The organism is Longimonas sp., from assembly GCF_040409695.1.
Lineage (GTDB): Bacteria > Bacteroidota > Rhodothermia > Rhodothermales > Salinibacteraceae > Longimonas.
Genome location: NZ_JARWGJ010000148.1, coordinates 1 through 14,618, shown reverse-complemented (window position 1 = coordinate 14,618; position 14,618 = coordinate 1). Strand labels below are relative to the sequence as shown.

Annotated in this window: 4 protein-coding genes; all 4 read left to right on the top strand. The window is 56.8% G+C overall.

Annotation, left to right across the window (positions count from 1 at the left end; genetic code table 11):
* The first annotated feature begins 614 nt into the window (after positions 1–614).
* The 4 genes from rpoB (at position 615) to PPP56_RS09080 (ending at position 14,539) form a co-directional block, all read left to right on the top strand.
* Complete coding sequence (rpoB, locus tag PPP56_RS09095) at positions 615–4,478, top strand: DNA-directed RNA polymerase subunit beta (protein WP_353563726.1); 3,864 nt, start codon at positions 615–617, stop codon at positions 4,476–4,478.
* Between the two features lie 112 nt (positions 4,479–4,590).
* Complete coding sequence (gene rpoC / locus PPP56_RS09090) at positions 4,591–8,916, top strand: DNA-directed RNA polymerase subunit beta' (protein ID WP_353563725.1); 4,326 nt, start codon at positions 4,591–4,593, stop codon at positions 8,914–8,916.
* A gap of 141 nt (positions 8,917–9,057) precedes the next feature.
* Positions 9,058–9,840 carry a DUF92 domain-containing protein gene (locus PPP56_RS09085; RefSeq protein WP_353563724.1) on the top strand — a complete coding sequence of 261 codons (783 nt, stop codon included), beginning with the start codon at positions 9,058–9,060 and terminating at the stop codon, positions 9,838–9,840.
* A gap of 439 nt (positions 9,841–10,279) precedes the next feature.
* Entirely contained in the window at positions 10,280–14,539 is a 4,260-nt protein-coding gene (locus tag PPP56_RS09080) for a PA14 domain-containing protein (RefSeq protein ID WP_353563723.1), read from the top strand.
* Positions 14,540–14,618: the final 79 nt, after the last annotated feature.

Sequence of the window (14,618 nt, the reverse complement as noted above, 5' to 3'; positions counted from 1 at the left end):
GATGCGCAGCCCGAAAAGAGTTTTCAGATGCTTGGCAAAGCTTCCACCAATGGGTCTGAGTCGGGGGGCCCGCTTCTGGTAGACAAGCGTTCAGGCGTTGAGGCCTACGGATCTACCACCGGAATCTCAGTCGTTCCCATGCGCTTTTGGCGGTAGATTCTCTGCCCCTCGTCCATGAAGATAGCGCAATCAAAAAGTGGAGTAGCGATGAGATTTTGGTGCCTTAAGAATGAAAAATGCAACCTGAAACAACTATAAAGCCCGGCTGTATTCATCTTTGCTGTCATTCGCGAACCCCTGCGTGTGGTTCCGCACGTGCCAATTCAGTGTCCTGTTTTGCTGTGCGGTCTATCTTCTGTGGACGAACGCCCCTTGGTGTTGAAGCATCTGTCGTCATTACCATTCCGCTCGGTCTGCTTACGTGTATCGTACCAATGGATACATAGCCTCGCATTTCTCGCCCGCCTTGAAGGTTCTGAAGAAGAGTCTTTAAGTTATGTTAGAACGGGGCAGGCCGTAAGCAATGCTTCATGCGCCATGCATCAATCCACAACGCGATGACTGGCAGCACGCCCGCGTGTATTTCCCCAACTGTTTAAGGAGTTACTCCGCTTATGCCCACTCTGCTCAGCGGTGACATTGTCACCAACGGTCACCTGGAAGAACTTCCAGAACGTGAATCTTTCGCCCGCATCCCTACGGTGTGGGACTATCCGGACTTTCTGGACATCCAGCTGAAAAGCTTTCACGACTTTGTGCAAGACGACGTCCCGCCGGAAGACCGGGAGGACGACGAAGGACTGCAGGCCGTCTTTAACGAGCATTTTCCCATCCAAGACAGTCGCAGCCGCTACACGCTCGAGTTCATAAATTATGGACTGGATGCGCCCAAACATACTATTGAGGAGTGCATTGCGCAGGGGCTTACGTTCTCGGTGCCGCTGAAGGCAACGCTTCGCCTCTCCAGTAAAGAGGAAGACGGCGACGATGAGGCCATCGAAGCCATCGAACAAGAGGTCTACCTTGGCACGCTCCCCTTCATGACAGATCGGGGAACGTTCATCGTGAACGGTGCTGAGCGCGTCATCGTAGCGCAGCTTCACCGGAGTCCAGGGCTCTTCTTCGGTACAGATATCCACTCGAACGGTACGCAGCTGTTCTCTGCACGTGTAATTCCCTTCCGCGGGTCGTGGATGGAGTTCTCGACGGACATCCGAAACGTGCTCTGGGCGTACATCGACCGGAAGAAAAAGGTGCCGGTTACAACCTTGCTGCGCGCCCTCGGAATCTCGTCAGACGACGAGATCATCAATCTCTTCGACCTGGCTGACACAGCCGAGTTCGATAGCGAGGAAGACTTCAACGAGTACGTAGACCGCGAACTCGCTACGTCGGTTACGGTCGAACGAAAGATCGAGATCGTCGACGAAGACACTGGTGAGGTCGTTGAGGAAGAAATTGAACGTGAGGTGGTGCTTCCTGCTGAGCATGTGCTCGAAGAGGAAGACTGGGAAACGCTGAACGAGTACGACATCTCGCGCATGTACCTGGTGCGTGAAGAGCGTGAGGAAGATGAGCTCGACATGAGCACCCTCGTCGAAACGCTCAAGAAAGACCCGTCACACAACGAAGAGGAAGCGCTCCGCGAGATCTACCGCCAGCTGCGCGGCTCCGAAGCTCCCGATCTTGACTCGGCCCGTAATGCACTGGAGCGCCTCTTCTTTTCGGATAAGCGGTATGATCTGGGCGACGTAGGACGCCATCGCATAAATAGCCGCCTGCAGATCGATGTCGATCCGGATACAACTGTATTGACGCTTGACGACGTTGTCGGGATTGTGCAGGAGCTCATCCGGCTCAAAAACGGACAGACCACGCCCGACGACATTGACCACCTGAGCAACCGCCGCGTCAAAACCGTAGGAGAACAGCTCGGGTCGCAGTTCTCGCTCGGATTGGCCCGTATGTCACGGACCATCAAGGAGCGCATGAATCTGCGCGACGCCGACAAGTTTACGCCGCAAGATCTGGTCAACGCCCGCACTATTTCGAGCGTGATCAACACGTTCTTCGGGACGAACCAGCTGAGCCAGTTCATGGACCAGACCAACCCGCTGGCCGAGCTTACAAACAAGCGCCGCCTGTCGGCTCTTGGCCCAGGGGGACTGACGCGTGAACGTGCCGGGTTTGAGGTGCGCGATGTCCACTACACGCACTACGGGCGCCTCTGCCCGATTGAAACGCCTGAGGGGCCCAACATTGGGCTGATATCCTCGCTTTGTGTGCATGGAGTAATCAACGAATTTGGCTTCATCGAGACGCCATACCGCGTCGTGAAAGACGGCATCGTGACCGAGGAGGTCGAATACCTTGCCGCAGACCAGGAAGACCGTCACATCATTGCGCAGGCGAATGCGCCAATCGATAAGGACGGAAACTTCCAGACCGACCAGGTTACCTGCCGCTATCGTGGCGATTTCCCCATCGTACCGCCTGAAGAGGTGGAGTACATGGACGTTGCCCCGAACCAGATTGTATCGCCCTCAGCCAGTCTCGTCCCGTTCCTCTCGCACGACGATGCCAACCGTGCGCTGATGGGATCGAACATGCAGCGCCAGGGCGTGCCCCTGCTGCGCAGCGATTCGCCCATCGTGGGCACCGGGCTCGAAGGGCGAGCCGCGAAAGATTCGCGAGCCGTTATTGTAGCTGAAGGAAAGGGCGAAGTTGAATATGTGGATGCGGAGCGCATCGTTGTTCGATACGACGAAGATGCTGAAAAAGACGACCTGACATTCGGCGAACCGGTGCGGGAGTACAAGCTCGTGAAGTTCCGTCGCACCAACCAGGACACGTGCATGAACCAGAAGCCGATCGTACAGGTCGGCGACAAGGTCGAGGAAGGCACGGTCATGACCGAAGGTTTTGCTACCGAGAAGGGCGAGCTCGCACTTGGTAAAAACGTGCTCTGCGCCTTCATGCCGTGGCACGGATATAACTTTGAGGATGCCATCGTGATCAGCGAGCGCCTCGTTGCCGACGACGTATACACTTCCGTGCATATCGAGGAGTTTGAGCACGAAGTGCGCGACACCAAGCGGGGAGAAGAAGAGCTTACACGTGAGATCCCGAACGTTTCGGAAGAAGCAACTAAAGACCTTGACGAACGCGGCATTATTCGTGTTGGCGCCGAAGTGAACCCGGGCGACATTATCGTCGGGAAGATTACGCCAAAAGGCGAAACCGACCCGACCCCAGAAGAGAAGCTTCTGCGTGCGATCTTTGGCGACAAAGCAGGCGACGTAAAAGATGCTTCGCTGAAGGCCAAGCCCGGCATGGATGGCGTCGTGATCGATACGAAGCTCTTCAGTCGCCGCCAGCTCGACCCGGCGTCGAAAAAGATGGAAGAGAAGCGCCTCGAAGCGATCGAGGAGAAGCACACCCGTGCGGTGGCCGACCTCAACAAACGCTTCTGGGATAAATTCTTCAATCTTGTAGGTGGAGAGACCAGCGGAGGCATCAAAGACCGCGACGGCAACGACGTGCTCACGAAAGGGGCCGAACTCACGCGTTCTGCGCTCGATAGCGTAGAGCCGCAAGACCTGAGCACGAAAGCACAGTTTACCGACGACGACGATCTCAACGCGAAGGTCGCTGCACTGCTGCGCAATTACAAGGTGCGCCGCCGAGAGATCGACGGCCAGAACAACCGGGAGAGACATCAGGTTGAGATGGGCGACGAGCTGCCTGCTGGCATCGTGCAGATGGCAAAGGTGTACGTTGCGCGCAAGCGGAAAATATCGGTCGGCGATAAGATGGCAGGCCGTCACGGCAACAAGGGCGTCATCGCCAAGATTGTGCCGGTCGAAGATATGCCGCACCTCGACGACGGAACGCCTGTCGATATTGTTCTGAACCCGCTGGGCGTGCCCTCGCGCATGAACCTCGGCCAGATCTATGAGACCCTCCTCGGATGGGCCGGTGATAAGCTCGGCAAAAAGTTTGCCACGCCGATCTTCGACGGAGCCACGATGGACGACATCGCGGACAAGCTTGAAGAAGCCGGGCTCCCACGCGACGGCAAAGCGCAACTCATCGACGGACAGACGGGTGAGCCGTTTGATGAGAAAACAACGGTTGGGCAGATCTACATGATGAAGCTCAGCCACCTGATCGATGATAAGATGCACGCCCGCTCCATTGGCCCCTACAGCCTTATTACGCAGCAGCCACTGGGCGGAAAAGCGCAGTTTGGTGGTCAGCGCCTCGGCGAAATGGAGGTCTGGGCGCTCTATGCGTACGGAGCTTCGCATACCCTGCAAGAAATGCTGACGTACAAGTCGGACGACGTGCAGGGGCGCTCGCGTGCCTACGAGTCGATCGTCAAAGGCAAGAACATGCCTTCCCCGAGCGTACCAGAAAGCTTCAACGTACTGGTGCGCGAGCTTCAGGGACTGGGCCTCGAAGTCGGACTCGAGTAGTCAATTAATGCAGCATAGGGTATGCAGCGGTCTGCCCGATCCGACTGCATACCCTCGCTGCGCATCTCCCAGCACGGGCCCATAGCTGCCACTTTCAAATAGCATACGCTACATGCCTTACGGAAACTCAAAGGACATCGAAAAGGACTTCAACAAGATCTCGATCAGCCTGGCGTCGCCAGAAGACATTCTGGAGCGCTCTTATGGCGAGGTGCTGAAGCCTGAAACCATCAACTACCGGTCGTTTAAGCCGGAAATGGGTGGCCTCTTCTGCGAGAAAATCTTCGGTCCGGTTAAGGACTATGAGTGCCACTGCGGCAAATACAAGCGCATCCGCTACAAAGGCATCATCTGCGACCGTTGTGGCGTAGAGGTGACGCGCAAGGCGGTGCGCCGCGAGCGCATGGGCCATATTAAGCTCAGCGTGCCCGTAGTGCATATCTGGTACTTTAAGACGCTGCCTAACAAGATTGGCCACCTGCTCGGCCTCAAGTCGAAAGACCTGGAGAAGGTCACCTACTATGAGCAGTACATCGTCATCCAGCCCGGTACTGCAAAGCGCTTAGGCGTGGAGCAGAACCAGCTGCTTACCGAAGAGGAGTACTTCAACATCCTCTACCAGATTCGGGAAGACAACAACCGCCTGCCCGATGACGACCCCGAGAAGTTCATTGCCATGATCGGGGGCGAAGCCGTAGAAACCATGCTGAAGCGTCTGGACCTTCCAACGCTGGCACAGGAACTGCGCTATCAGGTCAAAACCGAAACCAGTCAGCAGCGCAAGGCCAAAGCGCTGAAGCGCCTGAATGTGGTCCAGGGCTTTATCGACGCAAATAAGCGGACGGAAAACCGCCCAGAGTGGATGGTGATGCGGGTGATCCCGGTCATTCCACCGGAACTGCGCCCCCTGGTGCCGCTCGATGGCGGACGGTTTGCGACAAGCGACTTGAACGACCTGTATCGCCGCGTTATCATCCGCAATAACCGCCTGAAGCGTCTTATCGACATTAAGGCGCCGGAGGTAATTCTGCGGAACGAGAAGCGTATGCTGCAGGAAGCCGTTGACTCGCTCTTCGACAACAGCCGTAAGTCTAATTCGGTGCGCGGCTCCTCAAACCGCCCGCTGAAGAGCCTCAGCGATATGCTGAAAGGTAAGCAGGGACGCTTCCGCCAGAACCTGCTCGGGAAGCGCGTGGACTACTCCGGGCGCTCCGTTATCGTGATCGGCCCTGACCTGGAACTGCACCAGTGCGGGATCCCCAAAGAGATGGCCGTAGAGCTCTTTAAGCCGTTTATCATCCGCCGCCTCATCGAGCGTGGCATCGTGAAGACGGTCAAGAGCGCGAAGAAGTATGTCGAGAAACGAACGGCTGCAGTCTGGGATATCCTGGAGAAAGTTATTCAGGGCCGCCCTGTACTGCTCAACCGTGCACCTACGCTTCACCGTCTCGGAATTCAGGCCTTCCAGCCGGTGCTGACCGAAGGCAAAGCGATTCAGCTACATCCGCTCGTCTGTACCGCATACAATGCGGACTTCGACGGTGACCAGATGGCTGTTCACGTACCACTCTCACACGAGGCCTGCCTCGAAAGCATGATTCTTATGCTGTCGAGCCACAACATCTTGAGCCCGGCCAACGGGTCGCCGCTCACGGTGCCCACGCAGGACATGATTCTCGGTCTTTACTACATGACAAAAGCCAGAGATGGCGAAAAAGGAGAGGGTCGGCGCTTCTCCTCGGTGGACGAAATCCGCCAGGCTTACGACCAGGGGGTTGTTGCCACGCATGCGAAGATCGAGATGCGTGATCCACAGAACCCTGACGAGTTCATCAATACGACAGCAGGACGCGCGCTCTTTAACGAGATCGTACCCGAGGGCGTCCCGTACGTCAACGAGGTGCTCACGAAGAAGCACATGCGTCCCATCATCTCACGCATTCTGAAAACGGTAGGCTTTGAGAAGACAGCCAAGTTCCTGGATGCGATGAAGCGTCTTGGATACGGACGGTCTACCACCTCGGGCATCACGTTCTCGCTCTCTGATATCGTAGTTCCCGATAAGAAAGAGCGGTTGGTCGAAGATGCGAACAAGGAGGTCGATAAAGTCCAGTCGAACTATGAAATGGGCTTTACGACCGACAACGAGCGCTACAACCAGGTTATCGACATCTGGACGCAGACCAACAATCAGGTGTCTGAAGTGCTCTTTGAAACCCTGAAAGAACACCGCGATGGGTTTAATGCTATCTTTATGATGGCCGACTCCGGCGCGCGTGGTTCGAAAGAGCAGATTCGTCAGCTGGGTGGAATGCGTGGCCTCATGGCGAAGCCGCAGAAAAACGTTGGAGAAGGAGGCGGTGAGATCATTGAAAATCCCATCCTCTCTAACTTCAAGGAAGGCCTGTCGGTGCTTGAGTACTTCATCTCGACACACGGAGCGCGTAAGGGCCTGGCTGATACTGCGCTGAAAACGGCTGATGCCGGCTACCTGACGCGTCGTCTGGTTGATGTCTCACAAGATGTGACCATCAACGAGCACGACTGTGGAACGCTACGCGGCATCACAATCTCGGCGCTCAGAGACAACGAAGAGGTCGTCGTTCCACTGAGCAAGCGCATCCTGGGTCGCGTTACGGTACACGACGTGTACGATCCGCAGACCGATGAGCTTATCGTCGGCGCGAACGAACTCATCACTGAGGCGACCGCACAACGCATCGCCGAGACCTCTATCGAAGAGATTGAGATCCGCTCGGTGCTCACCTGCGAATCGGAGCGGGGCGTGTGTACGCTGTGCTACGGCCGTAACCTGGGCACAAACCGGATGGTCGAGGTTGGCGAGTCGGTGGGCGTTGTTGCCGCGCAGTCTATTGGCGAGCCCGGTACGCAGCTTACTCTCCGTACCTTCCACATCGGTGGTGCTGCCAGCGCGGTTGCATCCGAAAGCACCCTGCAAGCAAAATCGGAGGGAACGGTCGTCTTCCAGAACCTGCGCACCGTATCCTACGACGCAGGCGAGGGGGCACAGGAAATCGTGCTCACCCGTCAGGGCGAAATTATCGTGCTCGACGAAGAAGACCGCGAGGTGAATAGCTACGTGGTTCCATACGGCGCCGAACTCATGGTCGAAGAAGGCGATGAGGTCGAGAAAGGGGCTGTACTGGCCAGCTGGGACCCATACAATAGCGTCATTCTCTCTGAGGTTGATGGAGAAGTTGCCTTCGAAGACATGATCGAAGGCACCACCTACCGCGAAGAGACGGATGACCAGACCGGGCACAAAGAGAAGGTCATCACCGAGAGCCGCAAACGAACACTTACGCCGGCTGTAATCATACAGCTTGATTCGGACGGTGATGATTCGGACGAGCGCGAGTACAACATGCCGGTGCAAGCACGCATTCAGGTTGATGCCGGAGATACGGTGCAGGCCGGTGAAGTGCTCGCCAAGATCCCGCGCCAGACCGTAAAGCAGAGTGACATTACGGGTGGACTTCCACGTGTTACGGAGCTCTTTGAAGCCCGCACCCCGTCAGATCCGGCGGTCGTTACCGAAATCGACGGTATTGTGAGCTTCGGAGACCGCAAGCGTGGTAAGCAGGAGGTGATTATCTCCAGCCGCGAAGACGAGATGACGAAGACGTACATGGTCTCGCTCTCGAAGCACATGCTGGTTCACGAAAATGACTTTGTGAAAGCAGGCGATCAACTCTGTGACGGAACGGTTGCTCCGCATGATATCCTGAAGATCAAAGGGCCGCGTGCGGTGCAAGAGTACCTGCTGAACGAAATTCAGGAGGTGTATCGCTTACAGGGTGTGGAAATCGACGACAAGCACATTGAGGTCGTCGTGCGTCAGATGATGAAGCGCGTCAGCATTGTGGAGCCGGGCGACACGCACTTCCTTGAAGAGGATACGGTCGACCGCCACAAGATGGCACGCATCAACGACGACCTGCATGACAAGTTCGTCGTGACTGACCCGAGCAGCTCCGATCGTGTTAAGATCGGTGAGGTAGTCAGCCGTCGTCGCCTGCGCGAGCTCAACTCCCAGCTGAAGCGCAACGACGAGCCCGAGATTCAGGTGCGTTCTGCGCGCCCGGCTGTCGGACGCCCGGTTCTGCTTGGTATCACCAAAGCGGCACTGGCAACCGACTCGTTCGTCTCAGCGGCCTCCTTCCAGGAAACCACCAAGGTGCTTACCAACTCGGCCATCCGCGCAGAGGAAGATCCGCTGCACGGACTCAAAGAGAACGTGGTCGTCGGTCATCCGATTCCTGCGGGCACCGGACAGCGCCAGTACCGCGACATCGTGGTCGGGTCGAAGTCCGAACTCGAAGAGCTGCAGGCCGCCATTGGTGGCGACGGGTCATCGGGAGATGGTGCTCCGACGAAGGAAGAGCTGGAGTCATCGGTTAAGTCGACGAACAAGTAAGTCGACGTCCCCGCGCTCCTGCGCGAACATGCATTATACGACCCAGACGCCTCGTCATCCTCGTGATGGCGGGGCGTTTTGGGTTGAGATACGTAACCTCGAAGCGTTTTCGGACACTGACTAACATGTACGCTGACTCACGTGCCATATATTGACCTGCTAGCCGTCCTTGTTATCGGAGCGGCTATCGGACGTATCGTTTACAAGATGAAGTGGCTAACGCCGCTGGGAGCGCTACTCGGGGGCCTATTTGGGGCGCATGCCGTCGTACAAGGCGGATTAGCCTGGGCAGTGCCGCTCGGCGTATTTGTAGCGTCGGGAAGTCTGGTGGGGCGCCTTCTTGGCAGAGCACCCGCAGACGTTATGAACGAAGATGAAGGGCCCCGAACTGCAGCGCAGGTGATGGCCAATGGCGGCTGGGCCTGGGCGGCGTTAGCGCTTACCCCGTGGGTTGGGGCCGCATGGACGTATCCCGCCTTTGTAGGAAGTCTCGCCGCCGCTACAGCAGACACATGGGGCACAGAGGTAGGTACGCGGTGGCGGTCCAGGGCATGGTCGCTGCGTAATGGACAATGGGTGCAAGCAGGTGTCTCAGGCGCCGTATCAGGTGCCGGAACGATAGCAGGCGTGGTAGGGGCTGGGATCATCGGCGCTCTTGCAGCGGTGCTTGGAGGTCTATCGGCAGCTGCAGCGGCATGGATCACGCTTGGAGGTATCGTGGGAAGTCTGGTAGACAGCGTACTTGGAGCAACCCTCCAGGCGCAGTATGCGAGTGCAGAGGAGGAAAACTGCGCGGACGTCCCAACGTCCCAGAATGACATCCTTGTGCAGGGGAGTAAGCATATCACAAACAACAGCGTAAACGGAATAACAACGCTGATCGGTATCTTCTTCGGGCTCGCAAGTGCTCTTCTCAGTCTGTAGAGAGCGTAAAATGGGTAGTAGTTACCTTTTTCAGGCCGGTCACTGAAGGTTCAAATACAGGCAGTTCAGGTAGCCTTTACAGCACGTACTGATTCTCAGCTCTTTCTGATAAGAAGGGTCCTGGTCTATCTGTCACTATAGAGGCACGTAAGGACATGACATGCCCCGATTGAAGAAGAGGCAGACGGACTTGACGTGCGATTTTTATCTGATGTGCAAGGCAAATGTGGTAGAAATGTAAATATCATCCTTTGTGCACGATAAATGACAAAGCTGCAAAAGTTGGTATATTTGCCCCATTAAGTAGGTTGAAATAGTCAAAAAGTGTAGATCTTGACACAGATCGTTAATTATTTGGCACGTTTGGATAAGTTTGACCCCCTACCTTTGGCTATTGTGGGATACGCTTGTAACGCATATATAACATTGTCCCCACAGTATGCCCAACCGCGACACGCCTCGGCTACTACATTTTGTAACACAAAGCCTCGTCGGCCTGAAGTGTATCCTGAACAGTGCACGTGGCGGCGCCTTCAGCCATGTACTGGGCACATCTGCGCTTCTGATATTTCTACTCCTTCCGGTTCAGGCACAGGCGCAACGGCCGGTTCCGCTGCCGCTTCTGCAGGAAAGCGGGATTGAAGCCTCTAACGGAACGTTTGAGGATCGAGTAGAAATTACATGGCCTGAACTGGGGCCCGACTCGTCTCAGGTTGACCTTCAGATCTATCGCGATACGGAGGTGAACGGCACGATCAGCGAGGGCGCCACGCGCATAGGCACGGCAGCCAGTGACGCGACGCTCTTCTCTGATACTGGCGGATTCGCAGGGGTGGTGTACGAATACTGCCTGATCGCCGACGACGGTATCAGCGAAGCCGGGCCGTTTTGCGACTCGGGGTACCGTGAGCTCAACCCCCCTGCAAATACAACAGCCAGCGACCGAGATCGCGTCGGCGAGATTGAGGTTGTGTGGGACGACCGCTCTGCCGTCAACGATGCGTATCGTGTAACCCGGGATGGTACAGAAGTAGCGTTACTGCAACCGGGCGCTCGTCAGTTCGTCGATGTGATGCAAGATCGGGCAAGTGTAGCTGTTGAGATTTATCCGAGCATCAATGACGGCGATCCCTTCCCTAACTTGGATGAGCAAACTCCTACAACCAGCGGGCTGAGCGACCAGATTGTGGGAGTCTCGCTTCCCATTTCTACGTTTGATACGCAAACATTCATTCCGGTACGCCATCATGCTACGCTAACCGTTCGCGAAGCCGGCTCCTACACGTTCACCATCAGCGAAGACGCGCGCCGTCTGCTGATAAACGAGACTGTTGTCGTTGAAAAAGAAAATGCACCTCCCGTATCTGGCTCGATATCGCTCAGCGAGGGGACCCACACAATCATGGTTGAGTCGCTTCAGGGCGTGTACGGGCGGCAGGATGTAACCTGGGAAGGGCCAGGTGTTGACCAGGAAGAGCTATCACCGGCTGTGCTCTCGTTGCCCGACGACAGCATGCAGCGCACGCACGGGATGTCGTACGACTACTACGAAGCACCCGGTCTGATGGAGCAGCCATCCCTTCCAGACTTCAACGAGATTGAAGCCATCGCCTCAGGCGTTACGGCAGGCATCCAGCCCCCTGCAGCGTCCAACAATGACGATTACGTAGTCTACCATAGGGCTACATTGAGCGTACCCGAGACCGGCGATTATCAATTTGAATATGCTACAGCTACTGGGTTTGGCCTGGAGCTCAACCACGTAGCCATGATTCGCATCAACGGAGAAGTCATTGGCGAAGAAGCGGGCGGCGGACTGTTTGCGTCTACGGTGCTGGAAGCCGGGACGCATGACTTTGAGCTGATCTACGGTCAGGAGGGCGATGAGAACTTTCTACCCCGACCGGTTCCTGATCTGACGTGGAACGGACCGTCGTTTGAAGGGCGCGCTTTCCCGATGGAGGCGGTCTCTGTCGACCGGGTACCGCACGAGTACTGCGTTACAGCAGTTGAAGACGACATATACACCTCTGAGTCCGACTGTGCCGTCGGCCGCTCCGGCGTTGCACTGCCCCCGCTCAACGTACGGGCCTCCGACGGGCAGTACGACGATCGCATCTTCCTTACGTGGGAGCCAGACGGCGCCAACACCGGCTTCGAAATCACCCGCTCACCGCTCGGCTCGAATGAGCAGGACGTGCTCGCAACCACAATCCCAGATGCGCGAACCTTTAGCGACGAGACCGCCGAAATCGGCGTTGAATACGAGTACTGCGTGCGCACCCAGACCGTGGAAGGATTTGTGTCGCGCGCGGCCTGCGACACAGGCATTCGGGGGCGCCTACCCACTCCTGGTGAGGTAACAGCATCTGTAGACGAGCACGACGACCGCATCGAACTGACATGGAACGACCGGGCCACTGCTGAAGACGCCTACCACATCTACCGGCGCCCCCTCGACGCACCCAGTCGTGTGTTTAGTCTGGCGGATGCGGTGCCGGGAGCCAGCTACGAGTACACCGCAGGCGGATTCATCGACCTGCCCGACTTCGATGCGCTGCGTCCTGACGCGATGGGTGTAGTGCCTGAAATTACAGCCGACCCGGCTTCCGATAACGATCCTTTTGCGCTCCGTTACCGGGCCGTGCTCGACATCGACGAAGCCGATACCTACACCTTCACGATAGAGGCAAATGGCCCTGCTCGGGTATGGATTGAAGACGAGCTGGTCGCTGAGGGCGGCATGCAAGGCGGGCCAACCCCGCAGAACATTGGGCTGTCGATTCCGATTGAGCTGGAGGCACGCCCCTACGCGATGCGCGTGGAGTATGTGCACACGGTAGGAACGCCTGAACTGGGGCTGATCTGGCAACAGGGCAACGACGCTTCGTCAGAGCCGCTGGTGGGCGACGTGCTGCGTCCCGATCTGGGCGAGCAGGTGTCCACGCTTGGCGCAGGACGCACAGCGTTCACCGATAACGACGCCGAACCGGGCCTGCCGTACGTCTACCACGTCGTTGCTGTAGCGATGGACGGAGGGCTTTCCACGCCGGGGGTAGACTGGGGACAGCGCAGCGAGGTGCTCGCCCCTTCCGTTGTAACAGCGACCGACAGTACGCATGAGGATCGCGTGGCGCTGCAGTGGGACACCGATGCCACGCAGGCAGCTATCCATCGCATCTATCGCGACGGTGAGCGCATCCAGACGCTCTCTGTACCTGAGAACCAGTTTGACGATCGCGGCGCCACAGCCGACACGCAGCACACATACTGCATCGAGGCCGTCACCGATCTGGGGGTCGTCTCAGACCAGACGTGCGATACGGGAAGTCGCCACCTGCTGCCACCGACTGACTTGCAAGCCAGCGATGGCAGTGAAGAGCGCGTCGTACGCCTTGTCTGGGATACCAACTCGGCCGTGGCCGACTCCACACACATCTATCGCGACGGGGCGCCGCTTGAGGTGATTTCGGCGTCGCGTACCGAATACACCGATGGAACGTCTACGCCCGGCACAGAGCATACGTATCGCATCTACCAGCGGAGCGACGCGCCCGGTCGGTCGAGCGATATAGAAGCGACCGGCTCGCGCGCATTCAATGCCCCGGAAGATCTGACGGCGAGTGCAGGTGCCTTCGAAGAAAAAATTGAACTGACATGGGGCGACGCATCGCGTGCTGAAGACGGCTACCGGGTCTACCGTGGTCTCAATGGCGAAGACGAAGCTGAACTCGTGGCCGAACTCGACAAGAATACCACCACATACACCGATACCGAAGGCATTGGCGTAGGGGCTGAGTACACCTACACGGTGATTCCCTTTGATGAGTATGGGGAGTCCTCGCCTGCTCGTGCTACCGGATTTACGCTCCTCCAGCCTCCGGTCTCGTTGCGAGCGTCTACGGGATACGAAGGCCGGATTGTGCTTTCGTGGGACGACGTGTCGACCGTAAACACAGGCTACCGGATCCAGAAGAACGGACAGTTGCTTGCCGAAGGACTGGCTGCTGAAAGCTCGTCATTCATCCATGACACCGTTGACGGGATTGGTGAGCACACGTACTGTGTGCAGACCGTCGGAGCCGGAGGCGCGCTTTCTGAAGAGACGTGCGCAGAGGGGCAGGGCATTCCCGTTTTAGGTCGAGGCCAGCAGATCTTCGGTAGGCAGGCCGACGCATTTGCGTTCGTTGATGTTGAGGGTAATATATCCATAGACGTTGTGTATGTAGACGGCGTATCGGGTGTACTTGGCTGGTATCGAAACGACGGGGAAGACAGATTCAATCGGCAAGATCCAATAGCCGAAGACATCGGGAGCAGCCCTGTTATCGCTACTGGAGACGTTAGTGGCAACGGGCGTGAAGATATCCTCGTTGCTTCAGAGGCAAGTGGAGGCGTACGGTACTTTGAAAACAATGGAGGGGGCAATTTTACAGAGCAACCGATGATCGCTGAGGTCAGCGAACTGGATGAGTCCTGGGATCCAGAAACGACAGCCATTAACGATATTAAGCTCGCAGATCTAAACGAAAGTGGCGCATTAGACCTCCTGGTTGCTTACCGCGTCTCCTCCAGTGCTTCAGTCAAGGTATTTAAGAACAGCCCAACAGGAACGTTTGCATTTGATAGCTCCATCAGCACATCGTTCGGCCCAGACCGAGTGCCCATCGAGATACATGTAATGCGAATCAGGGGTTGAGCGCGAGGATGAGCACGGCAGCAGTAAGCCGTCCGAAGACATGAACAAGCAAACCGGAGTAGGAACGCACCTTTGAGGC

Excerpts from the sequence above, each read along its gene's own strand:
- PPP56_RS09080 (WP_353563723.1), top strand. The coding sequence starts at position 10,280 with ATGCCCAACCGCGACACGCCTCGGCTACTACATTTTGTAACACAAAGC.
- rpoB (WP_353563726.1), top strand. The coding sequence starts at position 615 with ATGCCCACTCTGCTCAGCGGTGACATTGTCACCAACGGTCACCTGGAA.
- rpoC (WP_353563725.1), top strand. The coding sequence starts at position 4,591 with ATGCCTTACGGAAACTCAAAGGACATCGAAAAGGACTTCAACAAGATC.